General features: G+C 45.2%; 19 protein-coding genes. 10 read left to right on the plus strand and 9 right to left on the minus strand.

Annotated features, from left to right (window positions below):
* Positions 1–125 precede the first annotated feature (125 nt).
* Both ACP2WE_RS24090 and ACP2WE_RS24095 read right to left on the minus strand, forming a co-directional pair.
* Positions 126–812 (minus strand): Bax inhibitor-1/YccA family protein, encoded by a 687-nt coding sequence (locus ACP2WE_RS24090; protein ID WP_425218064.1) that lies wholly within the window; start codon positions 810–812, stop codon positions 126–128.
* Between the two features lie 172 nt (positions 813–984).
* Positions 985–1,707 (minus strand): response regulator, encoded by a 723-nt coding sequence (locus ACP2WE_RS24095; RefSeq protein ID WP_425218065.1) that lies wholly within the window; start codon positions 1,705–1,707, stop codon positions 985–987.
* A gap of 152 nt (positions 1,708–1,859) precedes the next feature.
* Here ACP2WE_RS24095 and ACP2WE_RS24100 point away from each other — a divergent pair, with 152 nt between their 5' ends.
* The 3 genes from ACP2WE_RS24100 (at position 1,860) to ACP2WE_RS24110 (ending at position 3,671) form a co-directional block, all read left to right on the plus strand.
* Complete coding sequence (locus tag ACP2WE_RS24100) at positions 1,860–2,507, plus strand: hypothetical protein (protein ID WP_425218066.1); 648 nt, start codon at positions 1,860–1,862, stop codon at positions 2,505–2,507.
* A gap of 320 nt (positions 2,508–2,827) precedes the next feature.
* Entirely contained in the window at positions 2,828–2,926 is a 99-nt protein-coding gene (gene psaM / locus ACP2WE_RS24105; RefSeq protein WP_425218067.1) for a photosystem I reaction center subunit XII, read from the plus strand.
* A gap of 37 nt (positions 2,927–2,963) precedes the next feature.
* Complete coding sequence (locus tag ACP2WE_RS24110) at positions 2,964–3,671, plus strand: slr1601 family putative cell division protein (protein WP_425218068.1); 708 nt, start codon at positions 2,964–2,966, stop codon at positions 3,669–3,671.
* A gap of 147 nt (positions 3,672–3,818) precedes the next feature.
* Here the strand turns inward: ACP2WE_RS24110 and ACP2WE_RS24115 are convergent, their stop codons facing one another.
* Together ACP2WE_RS24115 and ACP2WE_RS24120 are read right to left on the minus strand one after the other, a co-directional pair.
* Positions 3,819–7,175, minus strand: coding sequence for an efflux RND transporter permease subunit (locus tag ACP2WE_RS24115; RefSeq protein ID WP_425218069.1), 3,357 nt, complete (start codon positions 7,173–7,175; stop codon positions 3,819–3,821).
* Between the two features lie 131 nt (positions 7,176–7,306).
* Complete coding sequence (locus tag ACP2WE_RS24120) at positions 7,307–8,659, minus strand: efflux RND transporter periplasmic adaptor subunit (protein ID WP_425218070.1); 1,353 nt, start codon at positions 8,657–8,659, stop codon at positions 7,307–7,309.
* A gap of 163 nt (positions 8,660–8,822) precedes the next feature.
* On the opposite strand from ACP2WE_RS24120, the gene ACP2WE_RS24125 reads away from it, so the two are divergent.
* The 3 genes from ACP2WE_RS24125 to ACP2WE_RS24135 all read left to right on the plus strand — a co-directional run bounded on the left by ACP2WE_RS24125 (position 8,823) and on the right by ACP2WE_RS24135 (position 11,790).
* On the plus strand, positions 8,823–9,224 hold the full coding sequence (locus tag ACP2WE_RS24125) for a MarR family winged helix-turn-helix transcriptional regulator (protein ID WP_425218071.1): 402 nt from the start codon (positions 8,823–8,825) through the stop codon (positions 9,222–9,224).
* 165 nt (positions 9,225–9,389) lie between these two features.
* Positions 9,390–10,010, plus strand: a complete 621-nt coding sequence (locus ACP2WE_RS24130; RefSeq protein ID WP_425218072.1) for a hypothetical protein — start codon at positions 9,390–9,392, stop codon at positions 10,008–10,010.
* A gap of 217 nt (positions 10,011–10,227) precedes the next feature.
* Entirely contained in the window at positions 10,228–11,790 is a 1,563-nt protein-coding gene (locus tag ACP2WE_RS24135; protein ID WP_425218073.1) for a bifunctional aminoglycoside phosphotransferase/ATP-binding protein, read from the plus strand.
* 81 nt (positions 11,791–11,871) lie between these two features.
* Here the strand turns inward: ACP2WE_RS24135 and ACP2WE_RS24140 are convergent, their stop codons facing one another.
* Positions 11,872–14,421, minus strand: coding sequence for a tetratricopeptide repeat protein (locus tag ACP2WE_RS24140; protein WP_425218074.1), 2,550 nt, complete (start codon positions 14,419–14,421; stop codon positions 11,872–11,874).
* Positions 14,422–14,598: 177 nt separating this feature from the next.
* Here ACP2WE_RS24140 and ACP2WE_RS24145 point away from each other — a divergent pair, with 177 nt between their 5' ends.
* Positions 14,599–15,273 carry a tetratricopeptide repeat protein gene (locus tag ACP2WE_RS24145; RefSeq protein ID WP_425218075.1) on the plus strand — a complete coding sequence of 225 codons (675 nt, stop codon included), beginning with the start codon at positions 14,599–14,601 and terminating at the stop codon, positions 15,271–15,273.
* 42 nt (positions 15,274–15,315) lie between these two features.
* Positions 15,316–15,906, plus strand: a complete 591-nt coding sequence (locus ACP2WE_RS24150) for a hypothetical protein (protein ID WP_425218076.1) — start codon at positions 15,316–15,318, stop codon at positions 15,904–15,906.
* A 143-nt stretch (positions 15,907–16,049) separates the two neighbouring features.
* On the opposite strand, the gene ACP2WE_RS24155 is transcribed toward ACP2WE_RS24150, so the two are convergent.
* From ACP2WE_RS24155 to ACP2WE_RS24165, 3 genes are all read right to left on the minus strand, one after another.
* Entirely contained in the window at positions 16,050–16,568 is a 519-nt protein-coding gene (locus ACP2WE_RS24155) for a VOC family protein (protein ID WP_425218077.1), read from the minus strand.
* A gap of 58 nt (positions 16,569–16,626) precedes the next feature.
* Positions 16,627–17,769: a cob(I)yrinic acid a,c-diamide adenosyltransferase gene (locus ACP2WE_RS24160; protein ID WP_330486210.1), complete on the minus strand. Its 1,143-nt coding sequence runs from the start codon at positions 17,767–17,769 to the stop codon at positions 16,627–16,629.
* A gap of 177 nt (positions 17,770–17,946) precedes the next feature.
* A complete protein-coding gene (locus tag ACP2WE_RS24165; protein ID WP_425218078.1) occupies positions 17,947–18,804 on the minus strand; it encodes a phosphate/phosphite/phosphonate ABC transporter substrate-binding protein in 858 nt (285 codons plus the stop codon).
* A 66-nt stretch (positions 18,805–18,870) separates the two neighbouring features.
* Here ACP2WE_RS24165 and ACP2WE_RS24170 point away from each other — a divergent pair, with 66 nt between their 5' ends.
* Entirely contained in the window at positions 18,871–19,770 is a 900-nt protein-coding gene (locus ACP2WE_RS24170) for a Tll0287-like and HAMP domain-containing protein (RefSeq protein ID WP_425218079.1), read from the plus strand.
* A gap of 107 nt (positions 19,771–19,877) precedes the next feature.
* Here the strand turns inward: ACP2WE_RS24170 and ACP2WE_RS24175 are convergent, their stop codons facing one another.
* A complete protein-coding gene (locus ACP2WE_RS24175) occupies positions 19,878–21,419 on the minus strand; it encodes a serine/threonine protein kinase (protein ID WP_425218080.1) in 1,542 nt (513 codons plus the stop codon).
* Between the two features lie 218 nt (positions 21,420–21,637).
* Between ACP2WE_RS24175 and ACP2WE_RS24180 the strand changes: the two genes are divergently transcribed.
* A complete protein-coding gene (locus tag ACP2WE_RS24180) occupies positions 21,638–22,180 on the plus strand; it encodes a hypothetical protein (protein WP_425218081.1) in 543 nt (180 codons plus the stop codon).
* Positions 22,181–22,209 lie beyond the last annotated feature (29 nt).

Consider the following 22,209-nt stretch of genomic DNA (forward strand, 5'->3'; position numbering starts at 1 on the left):
TGGAGTTTCTGGAAAATCATTATTGTCAATGTCAATTTTGGTTAATTGATCATTGCTCTTTTGGCAGTTTGTGCCAAGCACCTGCTGCCTTTTTTTCTTTTTCTAGTCCAAAGTCCAGTTTGAATTTAGCGACGATTAAACTCCATCAAAATGCGGAGGATATACCAAAACAGTAGTGCCACCGAAGCAAACAACTCCAGCGATGCTGCCACATACTGCTCCGTTGAGAAATGATGGATGATATTTGAGGTGTCATACAAAATGGCAGCACAGGCAAAGACAACCATAGCCAGCGAGAACCAAAGCCCAAGGCTAAAGCCAAACATAATGCTGCACAAAATCAGCCCGAGGGCGATAAATCCACCCATCGTTAACGCGCCTCTTAAAAAAGAGAAGTCTTGGCGCGTTGTAAAAGCGATCGCGGTCAACCCCGCAAACATTACCCCTGTCAAAACAACAGCATTGGGTAAGACCGAAGGACTTGAGAAATGAATTGCAATGAATAGAAGCGGGACAAAAATGATTGCTTCCGCAATCACATAGAATCCCAGTCCCATATATTGAGATTGCAAAGAAGATGTTCGAGAAGCTAGCTCTCTTGCTAACCACCCCAATAGGGCAAAGCCTCCTAAAAGCGCCAACCACATATATCGATTGGCAGCAAGGAGATTTAACATCATTCCAGCTAAGGGCGAATTCAGAAAAGCAAATTCTAAAAGCGTAAAAGCTGCTACTGCCCCTGCAAGATGGCCATAGGTACGTTGAATGAACAGGGTTCTTTCACTTTGGCTTGCCTGCGCAACTAAAACCATAGCTTTCTCCTAAACTAACTTCAGCTTATCGTTTGCGAAAATTGAACGTACTAGAGCAACACTACTATCATAACCAAATAGAGCAAAACTTTGAGGTACTTCTATACAAAAAATTGTGAAAATCTGTGCGTTTCCACGATTTTAAAAAGTTATTGCTGGAATTGCCAATTGTCTATTGACGTACAGATTGCAAGGCTTTAATTTCTCTGAGAATCACCATTAAGCCTTTATTTTGGTGCTCGAGGAGTTGCTGAAGTCGATCTAGACGCTGTTCCATAGAAGCCACGACTGCGTCTTGCTTTTCAACGCGATCGCTTAAAGCATTAATTCTGGCAACCACTTCGCGCTGTACCAAGTTCTCGATCCCCTGAACTAATAGGGTCTCGGTTGAAGTTAGTTTCGCCATCACCGTTTGCAGGCTAGGCTCGTCACCTTTAGTAACGTCTCTTTCTTTAAGAGGGGGGGGCGGTAGCGGTGCGGAAAGACTGACTACTGGCTGTACGACTTCAGCTGCACTTTGAGGTGCCGAGCCACTGAGTAAACTTTGAATGCGAGAGACTAATACTTCTGCCTCAAACGGTTTCTCAAGAAACTCAAAACCAACAAATGGCTCAGGCACATGTTCGGCAACCTGCTCTTTTAAGCCTGAAATCATGATTACAGGTGTATCTTGCAAACCTTCGACCCGTCGAATCGCCTGTAATGTTTGATACCCATTATATTTAGGCATCACAAAATCAAGCAAAATCAAATCAGGGAAAATTCGTCTTGCGGCATCAAGCCCTGTTTTGCCATCATTGGCTTCCAGCACTTCGTACTTGTCCGCAAGTATGCTTTTAACCATTTTGCGGATCATGATGCTGTCATCAATCACCAGAATTTTTTGTGCAGTCATCGAGAGTGAGTCCGCTTGATACTGATCCTGTGCGAGACCATAATATTACACCATGAAACTTAATGTAATAGAAACTTTTGCCATAACTTATCAGTCAAAAGATAGGATCTTTACTGAGCTATGTCCGATCGATTCAGAATCTTTACAGTGCTATGAAAAAAATTTTGCAGAACTCTTGGCAGCCCCCTTTATACATAGGCTTATTAGGTCTAAGTATCTTATGTGGCTATTTGGTAGCTCAGCAAAATCCTTTGAATATTAGCGATCGCTCCGAGCAGTCCGCAAAATCGTTTCAGACAGAAAATACTAACCTAGGCAAACCTCAACATATCTTAAGCCCGACGGCAGAGAAACTAACCACCGCATCAAATCCTTATCAAATTCCATCAGACTCAATTGTTTCCGATCTGCCGAAACCAGATTTGCCAAAAGCTAATGCAAAGACTACACCAACGCAGATTTTTTATGCAGATAGTCAATGCGAGCGCCTAATCGCCGCGATCGAACAAATTCCTACCTCAAGTTCGGAGCAAGAAACTGCAACCAGAACTTTAAGAAGTTTGCTAGAGCATCAGAGAATTTATGGCTTTAGGGTCAGTGGCTATAAAGTCACCCTAGAAAATGGCGTTGCCACCGTCGATATTACCCTCGATCCAAGTTCGCAAAGGCGCATGACCTCTTTATCTAGCTGCGAACAATTTGCCCTGTTTGCTTCGATTAAAACCACCCTGATGCAAAATCAGGCTTTGACAGTCAATGAAGTCAAATTTACAGAGGCAGGTCGTGAGATCTATTTGTAGGCTTTATATAGCAATCCTAAATGAGTTGTAATGAATTTGTAGCATAGGCATCTTGCCTACAAGGGCTAGAACCCTTACAACATTCACAAACAATTAAGGATCGATATCTCAAAAAGATGCCAAATCTAGAAAAGCCAAGCATTTTAGCCCTTGCCGATCGCAGATCTAATCAGTGAAGATTCTAATAATTCAGATCTTGCTCTATGATTGCAGCAATTATCCGTAAAGTTAAGTGATAATTGTTGGCATGACTAGTCAATTTTCCTAGCAACAGTGTATTGTTAAAATCACATCATCTGCTTATATTAAGGAGTTAATTTATGGGTTTATCAGAGGCTCAAGTTTTGACAGCTCTGGTTGTCGCCTTGTTCCCCGCAGTTCTAGCGCTCTTGCTTGGTTCTGCTCTGTACAATTCTTAGTCATCATATCTAACTTTATTTAGCTAGAGGTCATTAGATGGTTGCCAGACGAGGCGCATCCCACTTTCCATCTTCGCAAGAACCTAACCGTCCCTTGCGTCGAAAGCCTGCTACCAATCAGCAAGGTAAGGAAACGTCGCGGAGTGGTTTATCTGGCAATCAGTCTAGTGGTCAAACGACTGGTCAGGCTTCAACTCAATCTGGTAGTCAAGGAAGCTTGAGATCTCAGTCTCAAAAGTCGCTATATGCAAATGCTCAATCTGTAGCGCCAACAACAAAGGCAAGTTCAGTTATAGCTTTCTCTGACTATCGTGAAGTTAGCTATAGTGAGGCTGCTGAAGCAAAGTTTAAACGCCAGCGATCGCAGCAAAACAGGACAAAGGGCTTAGAAGCTGCCGTTGTGATTGCTGTCAATATATTTTTGTCGGCAGCAGCAATTATTGCTTTAACGAAGTTGATGCCCTATCAAGCCGTGCAAAAAGAGAGATTAGATTCTATTTCGGCTGAGGTCGAAAGTGCCGAACAAAGAGTAAATGCACTACGCGCCAAGCTACCCCAAACTTTTGATTCGGGCAAGTCTCAAGAAGTATTTTTAAGAAAGCAGGGCTGGATCAAGCAAAATCAAATGACGATCAAATTGATTCAACCTGGGGACATTGCCACACCTGATAGTGAAACGCTTCCTTCTACTAGTACGGCACAAAAGCCAAGTGCAAAAGCTGCTCCTATTCCATCCATTCCATAGCTGACAAACTGAATATCAATCTGATCCGCGTTCAAGGGATGATTCGCAAGGAATTCTTGTTTTGCCTTGTATCGTAGATCGTAGGGAAAAACTCATAACTTATAAATCCCACCCTGCAAATAGACTTGCTATATGCGTTACGTAATATTACTCTACAACAGCAGTTTTGCGCTGCTTGCTAAATCTTCGCTTTAAAGACTCCATATTGGTATAGAACACAGGTGTGAGATAGAGCGTCAGGAATTGCGAGAACAGTAGACCACCCACAACCACTAGCCCCAGAGGGCGACGGGCTTCAGCACCAGCACCAAAGCCAAGAGCGATCGGTAGGGTTCCCATCAGCGCTGCCATTGTCGTCATCATAATGGGACGAAAGCGAACCAAGCAGGCTTCGTAAATCGCATCTACGGGACTCTTCCCGTCGTTGCGAGCGCCGATCGCAAAGTCAATCATCATGATCCCATTCTTTTTGACAATCCCAATTAAAAGAATGATGCCGATAAAAGAATAGATATTTAAATCAACCCGAAATACCAAGAGCGTGATTAACGCACCGAAGCCCGCAGAGGGAAGGCTAGAGAGAATGGTAATCGGATGGATGAAATCTTCGTACAGAATACCTAGCACGATGTAGATGATGAAAATTGCCGCAAGCAGTAGAAATGGTAAACCCTGTAAAGAATCTTGGAATGCCTGTGCCGAGCCTTGAAACCCCGTGCTGATATCACTAGGTAAGGTTTGGTTTGCCAGTTCGGTAATCTTGCCCGTGACGTCACCGAGCGAAATCCCAGGCTTTAAATTAAACGAGAGTGTCACCGAAGCCAGTTGTCCCGAGTGCGTAACTACCAAAGGTCCAACCGATCGCTCGATTGTGGCAACTGCATTGAGTGGGACTAATTGACCATTGGGCGATCGCACTGAGAGCAAATCCAAACCATTGCGATCTCGTTGATATTCTGTGCCCACAACCAAAATGACTTGATATTGACTATCCGATGCATAGATCGTCGAAATCTGCCTCGTACCATAGGCATAGGACAAAGCCGTCTCAATTTGGTTCGCAGTTAAGCCATACCGAGCCGCTTGATCGCGGTTAATCTTGACGTAAGCTTGGGGATTGTTAATTTGCAGATCGGTGTTGACATCTAGGAGTTCGGGTAATTTACGCAGTTCTTTCTCAAAGGCAGGCGCATACTTCTGTAATTCCTCAAAACTCGTGGCTTTCAAGGTAAACTGATACTGTGCCTTGGTTTGCTGCCCACCGATGTTAATTGCGGGGGGATTTTGCAAAAAGACTTTGATCCCCGGAACTTTCGTCAGTTTTGGACGCAATTCTTGCAGAAACTCATCCGAACTTAGCGATCGCTGATTGCGAGGCTTAAGTGGGATAAAAATCCGTCCAGTATTGGCTGTGGCATTGGGTCCTCCTGCACCAACGGTTGAGTTTACGGCTTTAACATTCTCATCTTTGCGAATGATATCGACAATGGCTTGTTGTTTTTGCACCATGGCGTCAAAGGCAATATCTGGAGAAGCTTGGGTGGTGGCGGTGATATAGCCAATATCTGTGTTAGGAATAAAACCCTTGGGTACGATCGCAAATAGAACAACGGTTCCCACTAAAATCGAGGCGGAGAGCGTAGAGGTAATGCGATGGTGCTTAAATGCTTTTTTCAAACTCCAAGCATAACCATTCTGCATGTTAATAAAGAATCTCTCTGATAGATCGTACAAACGAGCCAAAAAGGATGACGAAGCAGATCGAGGCGGTGGCGAACTATTTCCACCAACAACCGTTTGGACATTTCCAGCAATCGTTTGACCGTTTCCACCGACGGTTTGAGTGATATCTGTAGGACTCGTAGAACTTGTATATTCTTGCCCACCGTCAGATACGGTGATTTGCACTGTATCTGTGGAACCAGCCGAACCTATATATTCTTGAGTATATTCTTGGGCATATTCTTGAGAAAGATCGGATGCGGCGATCGCGAGCAGTTGGGGATCTTCTTCGTGTTTGTGTTCTGTTACTCGTAGAAATCTCGAGCATAACATTGGGGTTAAGCTAATCGCGATCAGCCCTGACATCAGGATCGCAACGCTAATCGTAACGGCAAATTCCTTAAACAGTCTGCCTAAGATGCCACCCATAAATAGAATAGGAATAAACACGGCAACCAGCGAAATCGTCATCGAGAGAATCGTAAAGCCAATTTCCTGAGAGGCTCTGAGCGCAGCACGGAAAGGTTTTTCGCCCTCTTCCATATAGCGCACAATATTCTCTAGCATAACGACAGCATCATCAACCACAAATCCAACTGAAAGCGTGAGTGCCATCAACGAGATGTTATCCAAAGAGTAGCCCAGCAAGAACATGACCCCAAACGTGCCAATCAAGGAAAGCGGCACGGCTAGGCTGGGAATGATCGTCGCCGAGAGATTGCGTAAAAACAAGAAAATTACCACGACAACCAAAAAGATCGTCAGCAGCAGGGTGAACTGTACATCATCAATCGATTCCTTAATTGGTTCGGAGCGATCGAACAGCACTTCCATATTCACGGCAGCAGGAATTTGCTTGCGAAAGTCGGGTAAAATCTTGCGAATCCGCTCGACGGTCTCAACCGTATTGGTTCCGGGTTGCTTCTGAATTGACAGCACGATCGCGCGTTTCCCGTTAAACCAACTCGCTAATTTGTCATTCTCTACGCTATCAATCACCTGCCCGATCTCGCTTAGCTGGATTGGCGAACCATTGCGATAGGTGACGATTATTTTTGCAAAGTCCTCAGCATTGGTTAGTTGCCCATTCGTGGAAATGGTGGCATTCTGTTGCGTTCCATTCAGCGTACCCGTAGGCTGGTTAGAATTCCCCTTGTCGATCGCTGTTGCAACCTCATCAATGCCAAAGCCTTTGGCACTAAGCGATTGCGGATCGACTAGTACGCGCACAGCATACTTTTGGGAACCCATCACATTCACTTGGGCTACCCCATCAATCGTGGAAATACGCTGAGCCAACTGCGTCTCGGCATATTTATTGACTTCTGATAGTGGTAACACCGTTGAGTTGAGCGACAGATAGAAAATCGGTTGATCGGCTGGATTTACCTTACGAAAGGTAGGAGGCGTGGGCATGGTGGCGGGAAGCCTCCGCGCCGCACCTGAAATTGCGGACTGCACATCTTGAGCGGCTCCGTCAATGTTACGACTGAGGTCAAATTGCAGCGTAATTTGAGAAGTACCAATCGTACTTGTCGAGTTCATGGAGCTAATGCCCGCGATTGTCGAAAACTGTTGTTCTAAAGGCGTTGCAACCGAGGATGCCATGGTTTCAGGGCTAGCACCGGGTAAGTTAGCCGTCACCTGAATACTAGGGAAATCCACATTCGGCAGATCGCTCACAGGCAGTAAACGGTAGCTAGCGAGTCCAAAAATCAAAATGCCCATCATCACCAAAACAGTCATGATCGGACGACGAATAAAGATTTCAGAGAGATTCATAGAAAACCTATTGGATAAAAAATACTTTGACCCGTTCTATAAGAGCTGCGATCTACTCCTCCTAAATTCCTCTAAATCAGGGATATTCATGTTTCCTTTTTTCCTTTGCTTTTAAGGATGCCTGAGCGCTTCTATTTCTCCTTCTCTTTTCCTTTTTCTTCTTTCCCTTCTTTTCCTTTTTCTTCCTTTCCTTTTTCTTGCTCTTTCACCAAGACTCCGGGCGAAAGATTAAATTGTCCGTCTATAACCACGCGTTCGCCATCTTCTAAGCCCTTCTCAACCGCAATCAAATTGTCCACAGTGGTTCCAGTCGTAACAGGACGCATTTCCACCGTTTGATCGGATTTGATTACATAAACAAAAGTACCTTTTTGCCCAGTTTGTATAGCTATGGTGGGTACAGCGATCGCATTAGGCTTTTCAGCAAGTTTTAGCTTGACATTCACAAATTGCCCCGGGGTAAGTTGTTTGAGTGGATTCGCAAATTGCGCTTTTAGTTTGATCGTGCCTGTGGCGGCATCCACTGTGCTATCGACAAATACCAATTCGCCCTGCGCGGGTTTTCCTGAATCTTGAGGTGGGTTTGCCTCTACGGTTAATTTTTTCTGAGCTTGATATTTTTTGATCTCGGGAAGTAACCGCTGCGGAACCGAGAATTCCACATAAATAGGTGTAATTTGACTAATGACAACTAAAGGGTTTGTGTCGTTATCTTTGACCAAGTTGCCCCGATCCACATTCAGTTTTCCAACACGACCATCAATCGGTGCAAAGATTGCTGTATAGGTAAGCTGAACTCTGACACTCTCAACCACAGCATCCGCCGAATTTAAAGCCGCTCTAGCATTTTCAAGATTGGCTTCGGCAGAATCTACCGCTGCGATCGCATTGCCCACATTACTTTGGCTAGCGACGACGATCGCTTGTTGTGACTCAGCCGTAGAAGTAAATTGCTCTGCTTGGTTCTGGCTAATTACACCCTGCTTCTGTAAGCCCGTATAACGCTCTGCCTGCCGCGTGGCATTCTTTGCCTGTGCCACATCTCTCGCCACGTTTGCTTGGGCTTGGAGTACCTGCGCTTGGGCTTGCCCCACCTGAGCCTGAGCCTGAGCTACTTGGGCTGCGGCTTTGTCGCGATTGGCGATCGCATTTGCCAAATTTGCCTCCAGCAAACGCGGATCGATCGTAAATAAGCGATCTCCTTGACTGACATCCTGCCCTTCTTTGAAATAAACTTCGACGAGCTGCCCCGCGATCTGAGATTTAACAGATACTGTTGCGTAGGCCTGCACAACACCCGTAGTCTGCACCAAGAGCGGGATACTTTGGCGTTTTGCGACTGCCAAAACCACAAGAACTGCCTTTTTCTCGTCTTTCCCTGCTTTGTCTGACTGGGTCTGAGATGTCCCACAAGCCGTAAGCAGACAGGGGCTTCCTATCAAAACCGAAATCAAGAGTAATGCAGAAAAAATAGGATGTCGCATGGTTCTCAAGTTTGCTTTTCAAGCAGTTCGCATTTTTGCAAATTTAAGGTATTCTGATTGTTAACTTAGCTAACATTTAGTATTACTACATTACTACATCCAATTGGTCAAGATGAATGCATCACATAACTCAATTTCATCCCAACATTGCGCTACGAGAGTTATGGATGTTATCCCCACTGTGATGCAATGTATTCATACCGAGGTGCGCCAGCAAAAATCTTCCTGTCTTTCGATTCCGCAGTTACGTACTCTGGCTTTTTTGCAGGCGAATATGGGCGCATCTCTTGCCGAACTCGCCGATTATCTTGGCGTTAGTAGTGCCTCTACCTCTGTAATGGTTGAGCGTTTGGTACAAAAACAATTTGTCACGCGTATCGAGCATCCTAAATTGCGAAGGCAAGTCGTGTTAACCCTCACACCCAAAGGGGAAGAGCATTTACAATCCGTTCGTCAAGTTACCCGCGATCGCATTGCCGATCGACTATCCCATCTGCTAGAAGATCGGCTTGCTAACCTATTAGATGGACTTGAGGAACTCAGTCTGATATTTAGCAATATTTGATTGCTAAATAATCGGAGCGATTTGCATAGAATCGAGAAAACAAGGAGCCTTTGAGAAGGTCAAAATCCTGAGATTTGTCTGATGAGATTTGTCTGACAGGAATTGTAGTGGGTTGCAATAAAACTTTCGTGGCTTTAAACTGCAAGGAACCAACCTCAGACCTCTATGAGACAGCAAAATAATTCTAGACAAAATCCAAACCCTGCGAGGCAACTTAAGCAAACTAAAGTACCCATGGGGATTTCGCTACTCTATTACAGCCTTGCCCTCACCGTCTTAAGCATTATTATTCTCATTATTTCACCCTTTACTGGGAACCTAGGACTTGTTGCACTTGTAGCGATCGCTTTTGTAATTGCACTGGCGATCGCTCAGATTATGGCTATTGTGGGCAAATTGTTTTGCTTAACGGCTCCAGATAGAATGACTGGGAAAGAAACGATCTATATATCTGTCGTTTTCGATGTAATTTCGATTATCATTGGTGGTTTGAGTTACTTCATAGAACTTCCCAAAATTGTTTCGGATTTTCAAACGACGATCTCAGCGATCGCTTATGTCTCCTTCTTAATCTTTCTCAAACAGGTTGCAGAATTTATCCATAAGAATAACCTTGCAAAAGATGCAGAGGGGATTTTGCTGATTGGTATAGGACTGATTGTATCGCTGGGATTAGCTGTGTTTTTTCCTATCTTGGCCGTATTGACCTTAGTTCTTTTTCTTGTAGGGGTGATTCGCTATTACAAGCTATTATTAAACTTAAGCGAAGCGATGCAAATCCTTTAGACTTCTTTTGTTAGATCTCAAATCGCAAGAATGAGAGATTCCCCCTTTTCTCGCAGCAAAGGATTAACAGGCGATCTGATTATTCTATTTGACTACACTAGCTGAGATCTTGCACCATTAGTTGCTAAACGATACAAATAAATTATTGCTATTGAAAAGAACTTGATATGATTCAATTTGCGATCGCTTTTGCTGTTTAGTCTGTAACTTTGATTTCATGTCCTTACCCATCTTGATCGAACAAATGCTCTCGGCTGACTTTTACGACCATGAAGTCACAGAGCCCATCGTGTTAATGCAAACGCACATTTCGTTTGTTTTGTTAACAGGAAAATATGCTTACAAAATCAAAAAGCCGATGAACTTTGGTTTTTTAGATTTTTCGACCTTACAGAAGCGACATTATTTTTGCCAAGAGGAAATTAGACTCAACCGCCGCCTCGCACCAGAATTATATTTAGGAGTCTTAGGGATTGTAGAAAAAGATGGCAAGTTCGCCTTCGCTTCAGGTGACTCCCAAGAACGGGCTGAAATTGAACCTGTGGAATACGCGATTCAAATGCCACAGTTCTCTCAAGACAATCTCCTCATTGAGCTTTTTGAAGCAGGAAAACTTACCCTAGAGAATGTTGTCGATATTGGCAAACAACTGGCTACGTTTCATGCCCATGCCGCCACCAGCGATCGCATTGCCAGTTTTGGCACAATGTCAGCCGTAAGAACGGTTGCCGAAGACAATTACCAGCATACGCAGAAGTATATTGGAATTGCGCAAACCCAAGATCAGTTCGATCGCACCCGTGCCTATACCGAGAAATTTTTTACCGAACATGAAGATTTATTCCGCGATCGTATTGCCCAAGGCAAGGTTAAGGAATGTCATGGCGATCTGCACTTAAAGAATATTTGCTTGTACAACGGCAAGATTCAAATCTTTGACTGCATTGAGTTTAACGAACCTTTCCGCAATAGCGATGTCGTCTATGATGCTGCATTCCTATTTATGGATTTGCAATTTCGTGGAAGACCCGACCTAGCGAATGCGTTCTTAAATACTTATCTTGAAAGTACGGGCGATTATGCGGCGGCGCAGCTTCTGCCTTTATATTGCAGTATGCGTGCCTATATCCGTGCCAAGGTGACTTCTTTCTTGTTAGACGATCCCAATATCCCTGCTGATGTTAAACAGAACGCAAAACAGGAAGCATCCGCTTATTATCAACTGGCTTACGAATATACCCAACCCCAGCAAGGCAAGCTGTTGCTCGTATCGGGCTTGTCTGGCAGTGGCAAGAGTACGACAGCAAAAGCCCTAGCCCAAAAACTAGGCGCCATTCATCTGCGATCGGATGCTGTGAGAAAGCACATTGCTGGCATCGATCTAATGGAACGTGGGGGACAGGGACTCTATACACCTGAGATGACGCAGAAAACCTATACCAAGCTCTGCGAACTAGGTATCTTGCTGGCAAAAGAAGGATTTACAGTGATTTTGGATGCGAAATACGATCGCTTAGCCTTACGCGCTCAAGTGCTTAAAGCAGCGGTTCAAGCGCAGATTCCATGTCAGATGATTTACTGCACCGCCCCAGTAGAGATCTTAGAGCAAAGATTGCGCGATCGTACCAGTTCTAATCGCGATATTGCTGATGCCACAGTCGATCTGCTTGTCAGCCAGAAAGCCAGTTTTGAGGATTTCACCCCCCAAGAGAAGCAACAATTGATAGAGGTTGACACAGCTTCTATCAATCCTGTGGAATTCATTCTCGCGGCATTGTGAGCTGTTTCCATCTAATGGAATGACTGATGTTATTTACATTCACCAATACTTTCACTCCTACATTCAATGATGTCCACCTACCTACAAACCATTCCCAATTAAAACAAATGCAGACCAATAATAGGGATGATTGAAATTAACGCCACCCGATTCGATCGGTTTGCGAATCATGCTGAGTTGTGCCTCCCGCAAGGAGGCTGACATGCTGGCATTTCCCTTTTTCAAACTTCTATAAAACGCCTCCATCAATAGCTGCGTACCACCGTCGGATACAGTCCAGAGAGAAGCGATGGAAGCTTTTGCGCCTGCTCTCTGGACCTGATAGCCAAAACCGAGAATCTCGGAACCATTCCCTAAACTGCCTACACCCGTTTGACAGGCACTCAGAACCACCAGATCGGCATCTTTAAGCTGCCACCCGTTAATCTCAGCAAGGGTAACTTTGCTACCATCCCCAAACAACACATAGGAATCTGAAGGTTTGCCAGATTTAAATTCAGCGTGAGTGGCGAAATGAATAATTGTCTGTCCTATGACTTTTGCTTTCGTATCATTTGCGGTAAAGTTCTGTTCGACTAACTTGGTCGTATCCGAAAAGGTAGAGGCAATATTCTCGACTTCAGGAATCGTGGAAGGTAGTCCACCCAGACCAAAGCGAGTTTCACTGCCCTTGCCGCCAAATGCGCCTGCAAAAATGCGGAGATTTGCTTGGGGTTTACTATCTGGGTCAAAGAGACTGTAGGCAATCAAGTTATTTACGCGATATTTCTCGACTAGCCATTGCTTGCCGTCGTAGAGGGCAGCAAGGGGAATATAACGTAGTTGGCGATCGGGAGCATAGAGAATTGTATTGGCGTTTGCTTGTTTGAGGTCAGATGCGATCGGCTCGATCAGAACGTCGTAGAGCTTTTTACTAGAATCCTTGACATCCATAGAACTGAAGTCTTGCAGGTCAGAACGAAAATTAGTGACGAGTTTCTCTAGATCGGCTTTTTTGAGCGCAACGGTACGGTTTACGGGAAGACCGTTCGCAGAAAAGATGATGAGTTCGAGGCGCTCTTCGAGAATTAGAGGATAGATTAAGACAACTCCTTGAGGTAACTTTTGTAGATATTCAGGAACCCTATTAATTTCTGCTTTGGGTAGTTTTTGAATCTGGCTAGCCAGTTGGTGATTCAAAGTGGGAATCTGCTCAAAACTGATAACTGACGACTGACGACTGATTGCCACTTCAGGTTCTAAAAGTCGAATACCCTGACTAGTGCGATCGTTCCCTTTGATGTTTTTGAGATAATCTTCGAGTTCTTGGATTTTAAGGAGGTCAAGGATTTGCATTGCTTCTGTGACGCGTCCTTGTTTGAGTAGTAAGTCGGCAAGGTGACGATAGGTATCTGCAACGGTTTCCAAGAAGGACTTTTGCTCTTCTTTACTCAGACCGTTCAGATCTTTACGGATTGATTCTTGGATGCTGACGGATTGTTTGTAATTGAGAATGGCAAGTTCGGGTTGATTTAGATTAGCCAATAAAAAGCCTAAATTATTGAGCGCTCTTGCTTCGCCACTTCGGTCTTTAAGTTCGAGAGCGATCGCTAAGTCTTGCTGATAGGACGCGAGCGCTCGGTCATATTGTCCGCTTGCATGGTAAGCAATGCCAAGCCCACCAAGCGCTTTTCCTTCACTAACACGGTCTTTAAGCTCGCGTGCGAGCGCCAATTGTTGCTGGTGGAAAGCAATTGCCTTGTCATATTGCCCAAGTTCGCGATAAGCAATGGCAAGATTGCCAAGTGCTCTTGTCTCACTGGCACGGTCTTTAAGTTCGCGTAGCAGATCTAAAGCCTTCTGGTATATGGCAATTGTTTTCTCAGGTTTCTTTAAGTTACTGTAAGCGATGCCGAGATTGTTGAGTGCCCTTGCTTCGCCGTTACGGTCTTTGAGTTCGCGGGCGATCGCCATATCTTGTTGAAGATAGCTAATGGCTTTGTCGTATTGCCCTATTTCGCGGTACGCAATACCAAGTCCACCGAGTGCTCTACCTTCGCCTGCGCGATCTTCGATCTCACGAGTAATCGCCAATTGTTGCTGGTGGGAAGCGATCGCTTTGTCATATTGCCCTATCTCGCGGTACGCAATTGCGAGATTGCCGAGAGAATTTCCTTCGTTTTTACGATCGTTAAGTTTGCGGAATATCTCTATTGCCTGAGGGTAAAAAACGATTGTTTTCTCATATTGTCCCAACTGAATGTAATTCAGACCCAAACTATCGAGTGCATTGGCTTCACTCTTACGATCGTTGAGTTCGCGTGCGATTGTCAAACGCTGTTGAAAGAAATCAACTGCCTTTCCATATTGTCCAAGGCTATAGTAAGCAATGCCAAGATTGTTCAAGACTTTTCCTTCACCTGTTCGGTCTTTAAGGTCTCGATAGATTTGCAACGCCTGTTGCCACGATCGAAATGCTGACTCAAACTGACTGCTGCGATATTGCTGTAACCCCTGATTTATCAATCTACCCGCTTCTGTCTGTCGGTCTGTTTGTGCCTGTGCTTCTAGATTGAGTAGGGGGCATATCCCTTGTACGGGCAAGAAAAACAACAAACTTGCAAGACCCAACTCAGCAAAACCTTTAGCCATAGCTGTCACCTTTCTTGTAACTACAAATCAACGAGAAATTTCAGCAAATTATTCAAAACTTTACTTGAAAAGGCGATCGCTTGACTACCAAGCTTCTGGTCTCAGTCTTTTGTCCTTTTGTCAAATTCCCAAAATCATTCGGTGATTTTCAAAAAAGGAATCTAGGGATAGGATAAAGTGAACAGCATTTCTAGCAGAGGAGAATCGATCGTGTTTTTAGGTAAGGCGGGGACTTTCTTTGTTGTAGCGGGGGCGATTGTACTAGCTGGTGTTGGTGATGGTAATGCCTCGGTCGATAACCATCAGGGAAATGCGAAGGATACTTTAGATACCTACCAAGAAATTACTTTAAACGAAAGCGATCGCCCTCGTCAAAAGCAAACTGATGCCGAGACCTCCTACGATCGGGGGAATTCATTCTATGCTTCTGGGGACTATCAGAGTGCAATTACAGCTTACAACCAAGCGATTCGTCTCAAACCCAACCATGCCTCTGCCTACAACAATCGGGGAAATGCGAAAGATGCTTTAGAAGACTACCAAGGTGCGATCGCAGACTATTCTGAGGCGATTCGTCTGGAGCCTGACTATGCCATACCCTACTACAATCGTGCCATTACCAAGAAAACTTTAGAAGACTATCAAGGTGCGATCGCAGACTATTCTGAAGCAATTCGTCTCAAGCCTGATTATCCTGAAGCCTATGGTAATCGAGGGTTGACCAAGATTCGTTTGGGAGATAAAAAAGGAGCCCTTGCAGACTTAACCGATGCCGCACAAATCTTTAAGCAACAGCGTCGAATGGATGACTATCGCAAAGCAATGGAATTAATTCGGAAGTATAAATTGTAGAGACACCTATATTTCATCGCGAGGGCTTTTGGGGAATCTATCATGGGCTACATCATCGGCTTATTTGTCGTTGTGGGAATTTGCATCACCATTGTCCAGGCAATCCTACCGATTGCGATCGTGATTGGTGGTGCATATCTCCTCTGGAAAATCTTCGTCATTGTCAGTTATAAGGTTCAACTGCAAAAGTGCGAGAAGCTTAACCAACAGCAGCAGGGATGGTTGGCGCAGCAACAGACAATTGCGCATCTCAACCAAACGCTCTATCGAATTATTCAGAAAAATCAGGGCAGAGTCACATTACTTGATTTTAATCTGCAAACCCATCAGCCTAACGATCTCGCAAAAGCCTTTTTAGATGGTAAAGCCGCAGAATACAATGCAGGTATTGACTGTACCGACAACGGCACTATTATCTACCTATTTGAGTCAGTCACCCACCTACCCCAACCATACAGACAACCCACACAGCCCCTTAATCAAACTAAATTAGCACAGCGGTTTCAGGTTGCAGCGGGCACTATTGGTCGTCGTAAACTTACTACCGACTTTCCAAACTGGAGCCAAACCAAAGACCCCGATCGCATTGCTTGGGCATATAGCAACACGGATAAACTGTTTTATCCCAGCTAATCAAACGTGAATTCGGGTTAGAGAGTTCTCACCGTCCAAAATAAAAAAACTACCTAATTGCTTAGGTAGCATGTTTGACAATGCGCTTCTCGTGTTTAGCAGGAAACGCAAACTTTTTTTAATCGCTGAATCTCGCAGTTCGATTAGGTTACAACTTCAGCAATCTCAATAATTTGACCGTCGGGGTCTTTGACCCAAAATTTGAGTGGTTTTTCGCTACGAATCTTGTGCTTAACCCCTTTCATTTGAATTCGCAACAACACTTGCTCCACGCAGTCTCGATTAAAGCAAATATGCCGACCGCGATTGGGTTCCGTAACATTTGCCCCAGGAACGACATGCAGTTGAATGTTTTTTTGTAATTGATACCACGCCCCCTCTGAATCTGCTGAATATTTTGAGCGTGGTTGTCTGGCTTCGGAGGGCAGATAGATCGGGTCAGTACCAGCCGTTAGCCCATGCTCATAGCCATAATAGTAATGGAGAGGGACATCAGCGGTAGGCAGTTGCAGTTGCCCTTCGTAAAAATATTTTGCCTGCTCCATATCAGACACCATCAATGTATGGACTTTGGGCGCACTGGTCAGAAACATCCACATGGCAACCGCATAGGCTCCCAGCAGCATGATCATGACACCTTGAGTAGAAAACAGTGATTCCATGGTCTACAACAGCTACGTCTAAACAAAAATTATCATAGTGATTAGTTTAACCCATTCTTTAAAAATCGACGCCTCGCTTTAGATCGACTCCTTTCTCGGCATAGTGTTTATGGCAAACCATTTCAGAATGGACGCTGGCAAGATCGAAATAGGCGGGGGGATGCAAGCAACGTCCCGTAATGATTACTTCGGTATCGCGGGGTTTGCGTAGAAGGGCTTGACAAATGGGGTCAACGGGCAACAGATCGAGATCGACTGTGGGGTTGAGTTCGTCTAGAATAATTGTTTTGTAAAGCCCAGAAGCGATCGCGGCTTGAGCAATTTCCCAGCCCCGTTGCGCTTCGATCGTGTCAATTTCCTGTTGCTGTCCGCGCCAGACGATCGCATCGCGTCCGCAGCGTTGATGATCGACGACATGGGGAAAACTGCGACGTAGGGCAGCGATCGCCGCATCTTCGGTATAGCCTGAGCCACCTTTGAGCCATTGCATGATTAAGACGCGGTGCGATAAATCTCGGCTGATCCCCGTACCGATCGCTTTGAGCGATCGACCCAAAGCAGAAGTGCTTTTGCCTTTGCCCGCCCCTGTATAAATCTCAATTCCCGAGACGCCATAGCTTTCGGCATTGGGATGCTCGTGGGGACGCATTTCTGAGTGCAGATCGGCAATGTCAAGCAGGGCTTGGGGCGCACCCCGACCTGTGGCAATGACTTCGATATGTTCGGGTTTGTGCTTGAGGTCTTTTACGACTTTATCAATTGGCAACAGCCCCAAATCGAGGACGGGGTTAATTTCATCTAACACAATCACCGAGTAAAGCCCCGAAGCCATAGCGCCTTTCGCCACATCCCAACCCCTTTGGGCTTCTTGGCGATCGAGGGGTGTGACATGCTCGGCATCAAAGTAATCGGCTCGCCCCGTACGGACATGGTCGATCAGGTGTGGAAATCCTTGCTGCAACGCCGCGATCGCGGCATCTTCCTCATATTCGCGCTCGGGTCCTTTGAGAAATCGTAACAGCAAAATTCGGGTTTCAAAGGGGTGCGAGGCTTCTGTTGCTGCCATGCCTAGCCCAAGCGATCGCAAAACCACACCGAGGGCTGCTTGCGATTTGCCCTTACCTTTGCCATCGTAGACATGAATCTGCCCTACAGCCCTTTCTTGTCGGACTTGCGCGGTCATGATGCCAATAGCTGCCATAGATTTCCCTTACGTAATACCAACTTTTATTGAATGTGTGACGGAGCAGGCTTTGAGTGTTACGCTCTACGCGCTTTCAAAATGCCTAATAAATACCACATCTGCTACCTATCTTAGAGGGCAATTATGCTTGTACGGATGACAAGATGCGACGCGATCTTAAGTTTTCCCCGTTTCTCACTTTTCTTCGTAAAGCGGGGCAGGTTTTTGCTTAATGCGGGTCACAATCGGTCTAACGCGATCGACCACTTCGATTAAAAAAGTATAGTCAGGCAGTGGCACATTCGTGATGTAGCCTGCTTCAGCAATAATTGTGGGCGAGGCAGATTTCATGGCAGCAACGATGAGCTCTTGTTCGTTACGCTCTACCGTTGGGGCAAGCAAGACCATGCCTGGTGGCACGCTCTGCATGCTGGTTTGAAGGATGCGGAATTTTTGTTGCCCAAATTCCAGACTAAATCGGTCAAATTCAGGCTTGGAGACTGCTCCTGCTGCGACGGCTCCACTATCTACCAGTTCCAAGATGGCTTTGGGTGTAGGGGCAAATATAATTTCTGATAGCTTTAACCCATATAGGTTGTAAATGGGGAGGTAGTATCCAGTTGCCGAACCAACCTGTCCTAGCGCGATCGCCCGATCTTGCAGATCGAAAATTTTTTGCACTGGGCTATCTTTTTTGACAACCAGTACAGAATGCAAATTAGCGACTCCCTGCATGGGAAACAACGGTAGGTACTGTTCCTTAGAAATGGCGATCGCTGCCAAACCCGACGGTGCAAATACGAGCGACCAGATGCGTCGTTGAATTTGCTCGAGTGCTTTAACTTCGTTAAAGGCAGGCTCTAACTCAATTACTGAATTTGTCTGAGTAGATAGGTAATCTTTAAATCGGGCATATTGATCGATAGATTTGTTACCCTCACCGTAGCCGACAATGCCAACAATCAGCTTTTTTCTACTAACAGGTTTCTCTTGAGTACAACTGATAAGTAATCCCAGTAGAAAGTGACTGAGCAATAGGCGACGTGAAAACATATTTTAGAAAGTAATACGCAGCATAAATGGGGTTTATACTTTTCTTGCCTGTATTGTAAAGCCACCATGTTTAAAAATCTCAGACTTGGAGCAAAGTTTAACCTACTTCTACTAATTGCTTTTCTAATTAGTATTGCGATCAGCGGGTTTGCTTTGTCAGCAATCCTGAATCGTAACGCCGAAGGTCAAATTGTCTCTAAAGCCCTAGTTTTGATTCAGGCTATGAACTCTGTGCGTAACTACACCAGCACCCAGATTAATCCACAACTTGCCCCGAGATTAGAAACTGAAGCAGAATTTTTACCGCAGACGGTTCCTGGGTACTCAGCCCGAGAGGTATTTGAGCATCTGCGTACAAATAAAGACTATGCTGACTTCTTTTATAAAGAAGCTACACTCAATCCTACCAACCTGCGCGATAAGGCAGATAGCTTTGAGTCAGACTTGGTGCAACGATTTCGGACTGAGTCGGGGCTCAAAGAATTAACGGGTTTTCGTTCTTTTCCTGGCGGTGACTTGTTTTACATTGCCCGACCGATTGCGATTGGCAAAGAGAGTTGCCTGCGCTGTCACAGTACGCCAGAAGCTGCCCCAAAAAGTATGCTAGCCAGCTACGGACGTGAAGGAGGCTTTGGTTGGAAGCTCAATGAGATTGTTGGCGCTCAGATCATTTCTGTTCCGGCCCAAGAAATTGTTAGCAGTGCCAGACAATCCCTGTTGTTTGTGATGCTGGCGGTATGTAGCATCTTTGCGATCGCGATTTTGTTGATCAATTTACTCTTAAAACAAGCCGTGATTAAGCCCCTCAAACGCATGGCTCAAGTTGCCCAAGAAGTCAGTACTGGCAAAATGGATGCCGAATTTGAACAAACATCCCATGACGAAATTGGCGTTTTAGCCGAGGCGTTTAATCGCATGAAGCTAAGTCTAGCCATGGCAATGGAGATGCTAAATCGACATGAGTAGGAATATCGATTTTCAGTTTTCGGTTTTCAGATAAGTTAGAACATTCCGTAGGATGATTGCCATACCGTGTAAAGTCTTTAAAAGGGCTAAACGCTAATTGCTAACAGCTATCCTAAGCGTTGGCGAAACTTTGCAGCATAGGTGGGGTTAGGGATCTGCTCTGCCAGCATTTCAACTAACTCTGCTTGAGAAGAAGGTTTCTGCGCGAGGGTTTTTTGCAAAATTAAGCCTGCCATTGGTCCGATCGTATCGGCTAGTTCTTTCTCGCAGCGATCGATAAAACTCTGGTTAATTTGGTGGTTGGTAGACAGCACCACTGGAGGCAATGATGGAGGCGCAGTTTTTTGCCCCTTGCCTGAGGTAGTGGCATCAACTTTTTTCCCCTTGCTTGGGTTGGTATCAACTGTCCCGATCGCGGCTCTAACAGTGGCTTTAAATTCTGACTGCTTGTTGGGGGGTATGTGCTGAAGTAGTCGTTTAATTAGATCTGAGGGGCTAGAAGCTTGCGAACTAGTTTGCTTTAGCAAGATTGGTGCAATGGGTCCAATGTAATTGAGTAAGATTGGCTCCAACTTTGCCAGCATGTAAGAAAAATAGCTGGTAAACTGTGACGCTCTCACCGACGGGGTGCTAGGCGTTGTTACATGGGGCGATGGAGCATCTAAAATAGGCTTCATGATAATTGTTTCAGCCTGCGATCGCATCATCGTCCTAGCGTCCACCTTTACCCCCGTTGCAGTTTGCAAGGCTTGGTTCAATGCTGAAACAGAAGCGAAGCGACCACTAGGTACTTTCCGCAGACACTGCATCACCACGGCTTCTAATTTGATCGATAAATGCTCGCAATTGGGCTGCGATCGCAGCGATCGGGGTGGTTCGTAGACATGCGATCGCAACCAGCAAGTACCTCCAGCCTCTGCGCTACAACCAAAGGGATCGGAGCCGCTCAACATTTCATAGAGAATCATGCCGATGCTATAAATGTCAGCGCGTAGATCCAGATCTCTTCTGGCTTCAATTTGTTCGGGAGCAGCATACTGAAAAGTGCCCATAAACAAACCTGTATTGGTAGAAGGCGTCTCATTGCTAAAAACTTTGGCAATCCCAAAATCTAAAACCTTGACCAGTTCACCCAGAGAGGAATGGACTAAAAAAATATTTTCGGGCTTTAAGTCACGGTGCACAATCTGAATGAGTTCGCCTGAGGTCGCCCCGTCATGAGACATCACCACACCTTTATGCGCCCTCTGCAATCCATCGCAAACTTGACTGATAATGCCTACAGATCGCTCTACAGAGAGACGTCCTTCTTTTTGCAAGAGCTGACCTAGGGTTTGTCCTCGCAAATACTCCATGACATAAAAGGGGTAGCCTTCATCGATCACGCCATAGTCTTTTACCTGTACGACATTCTCACTTTGAATCGCGGCACAGAGTAAAACTTCCCGCTCAAATCGTTGTCTCAGATCGCCTTCTTCTAGCAGTTTTTCCTTGAGCAGTTTCAACGCCACTTGTTGCCCGAGTAGGGTATCTACAGCCAAGAAAACATCTCCCATTCCGCCGCCACCTAAACGGCTGGTAATGCGATATCGGTTGCGATCGCCAACTGTGCGTCCTATCCAAGGATTTGACTGTTGAGAAGCGGTCATGGGGGAATTGCCGTATTAATTTCCCAGCCTATCGAAAAGGTTATATTCTGCAATGTTAACTCATTACAGATCAATATATAAGTAGCGCTAAAGCTAACATTCTGAGTATATTTCCCAAAGTAGCAATCCTGCGATCGGGCATTGCATCATTTGAGAATAGCTTGGTCTTTGTAAAGTTAGTGAAATTTAATTTAAAAATCGCAAAAGTGGGTTAAACCATGAATAATTCATTCATTTATGTCCCTGCTCCAACTATTAAAGTTGAAGTTAAATCCGATCGCAAAGCCATGACTTGGTGCGTACTAGATATCGCCATTCTCAATGGGAAACCCTATGCTTTATTTGGTGCGGATGCTTTTACCAACGCCTATAGCGGCGATACGGACACTCATGCAGTTCTACCGTTACTGGGCATTAAAAAGATGGGCTTACCAAAACCCGCAGGACTTCCCCGCCCAAATACTACAAATGGTGGTGCCTTAAGAGGTTCTTGGTCTGGAGGCAAAGCGATCGCAGTTCCTCATGTGCAGGGTAAGACGTTGACTTCCCAATCCATTGCTGATGAGAAATGTCGCCGCCAAGGTCTACAAGTTTTAGAAGAGGATGGTTTTCGGATGGCAGAGTTTCATGATGGCGACCAAAATGCAGGTTGGGCAGGGTGGGATTTTTGGGCGGAAGCTTCCGCAATGGAAGTATTAAAAATTTCTGACATTCGCTACTGGGTAAGCATTAACGATCGACCATCCAATCCTTGGGGATAAAATTAATCTCACTGTATAGGGTTTCAGCT

Origin of the sequence: Tumidithrix helvetica PCC 7403 (assembly GCF_965232925.1) — a bacterium.
Classification (GTDB): domain Bacteria; phylum Cyanobacteriota; class Cyanobacteriia; order Pseudanabaenales; family Pseudanabaenaceae; genus Tumidithrix; species Tumidithrix helvetica.

Bases quoted from the DNA above. Each gene is read 5' to 3' on its own strand.
- ACP2WE_RS24090 (WP_425218064.1), bottom strand. From the start codon at position 812: ATGGTTTTAGTTGCGCAGGCAAGCCAAAGTGAAAGAACCCTGTTCATT.
- ACP2WE_RS24095 (WP_425218065.1), bottom strand. From the start codon at position 1,707: ATGACTGCACAAAAAATTCTGGTGATTGATGACAGCATCATGATCCGC.
- ACP2WE_RS24100 (WP_425218066.1), top strand. From the start codon at position 1,860: ATGAAAAAAATTTTGCAGAACTCTTGGCAGCCCCCTTTATACATAGGC.
- psaM (WP_425218067.1), top strand. From the start codon at position 2,828: ATGGGTTTATCAGAGGCTCAAGTTTTGACAGCTCTGGTTGTCGCCTTG.
- ACP2WE_RS24110 (WP_425218068.1), top strand. From the start codon at position 2,964: ATGGTTGCCAGACGAGGCGCATCCCACTTTCCATCTTCGCAAGAACCT.
- ACP2WE_RS24115 (WP_425218069.1), bottom strand. From the start codon at position 7,175: ATGAATCTCTCTGAAATCTTTATTCGTCGTCCGATCATGACTGTTTTG.
- ACP2WE_RS24120 (WP_425218070.1), bottom strand. From the start codon at position 8,659: ATGCGACATCCTATTTTTTCTGCATTACTCTTGATTTCGGTTTTGATA.
- ACP2WE_RS24125 (WP_425218071.1), top strand. From the start codon at position 8,823: ATGGATGTTATCCCCACTGTGATGCAATGTATTCATACCGAGGTGCGC.
- ACP2WE_RS24130 (WP_425218072.1), top strand. From the start codon at position 9,390: ATGAGACAGCAAAATAATTCTAGACAAAATCCAAACCCTGCGAGGCAA.
- ACP2WE_RS24135 (WP_425218073.1), top strand. From the start codon at position 10,228: ATGTCCTTACCCATCTTGATCGAACAAATGCTCTCGGCTGACTTTTAC.
- ACP2WE_RS24140 (WP_425218074.1), bottom strand. From the start codon at position 14,421: ATGGCTAAAGGTTTTGCTGAGTTGGGTCTTGCAAGTTTGTTGTTTTTC.
- ACP2WE_RS24150 (WP_425218076.1), top strand. From the start codon at position 15,316: ATGGGCTACATCATCGGCTTATTTGTCGTTGTGGGAATTTGCATCACC.
- ACP2WE_RS24155 (WP_425218077.1), bottom strand. From the start codon at position 16,568: ATGGAATCACTGTTTTCTACTCAAGGTGTCATGATCATGCTGCTGGGA.
- ACP2WE_RS24160 (WP_330486210.1), bottom strand. From the start codon at position 17,769: ATGGCAGCTATTGGCATCATGACCGCGCAAGTCCGACAAGAAAGGGCT.
- ACP2WE_RS24165 (WP_425218078.1), bottom strand. From the start codon at position 18,804: ATGTTTTCACGTCGCCTATTGCTCAGTCACTTTCTACTGGGATTACTT.
- ACP2WE_RS24170 (WP_425218079.1), top strand. From the start codon at position 18,871: ATGTTTAAAAATCTCAGACTTGGAGCAAAGTTTAACCTACTTCTACTA.
- ACP2WE_RS24175 (WP_425218080.1), bottom strand. From the start codon at position 21,419: ATGACCGCTTCTCAACAGTCAAATCCTTGGATAGGACGCACAGTTGGC.
- ACP2WE_RS24180 (WP_425218081.1), top strand. From the start codon at position 21,638: ATGAATAATTCATTCATTTATGTCCCTGCTCCAACTATTAAAGTTGAA.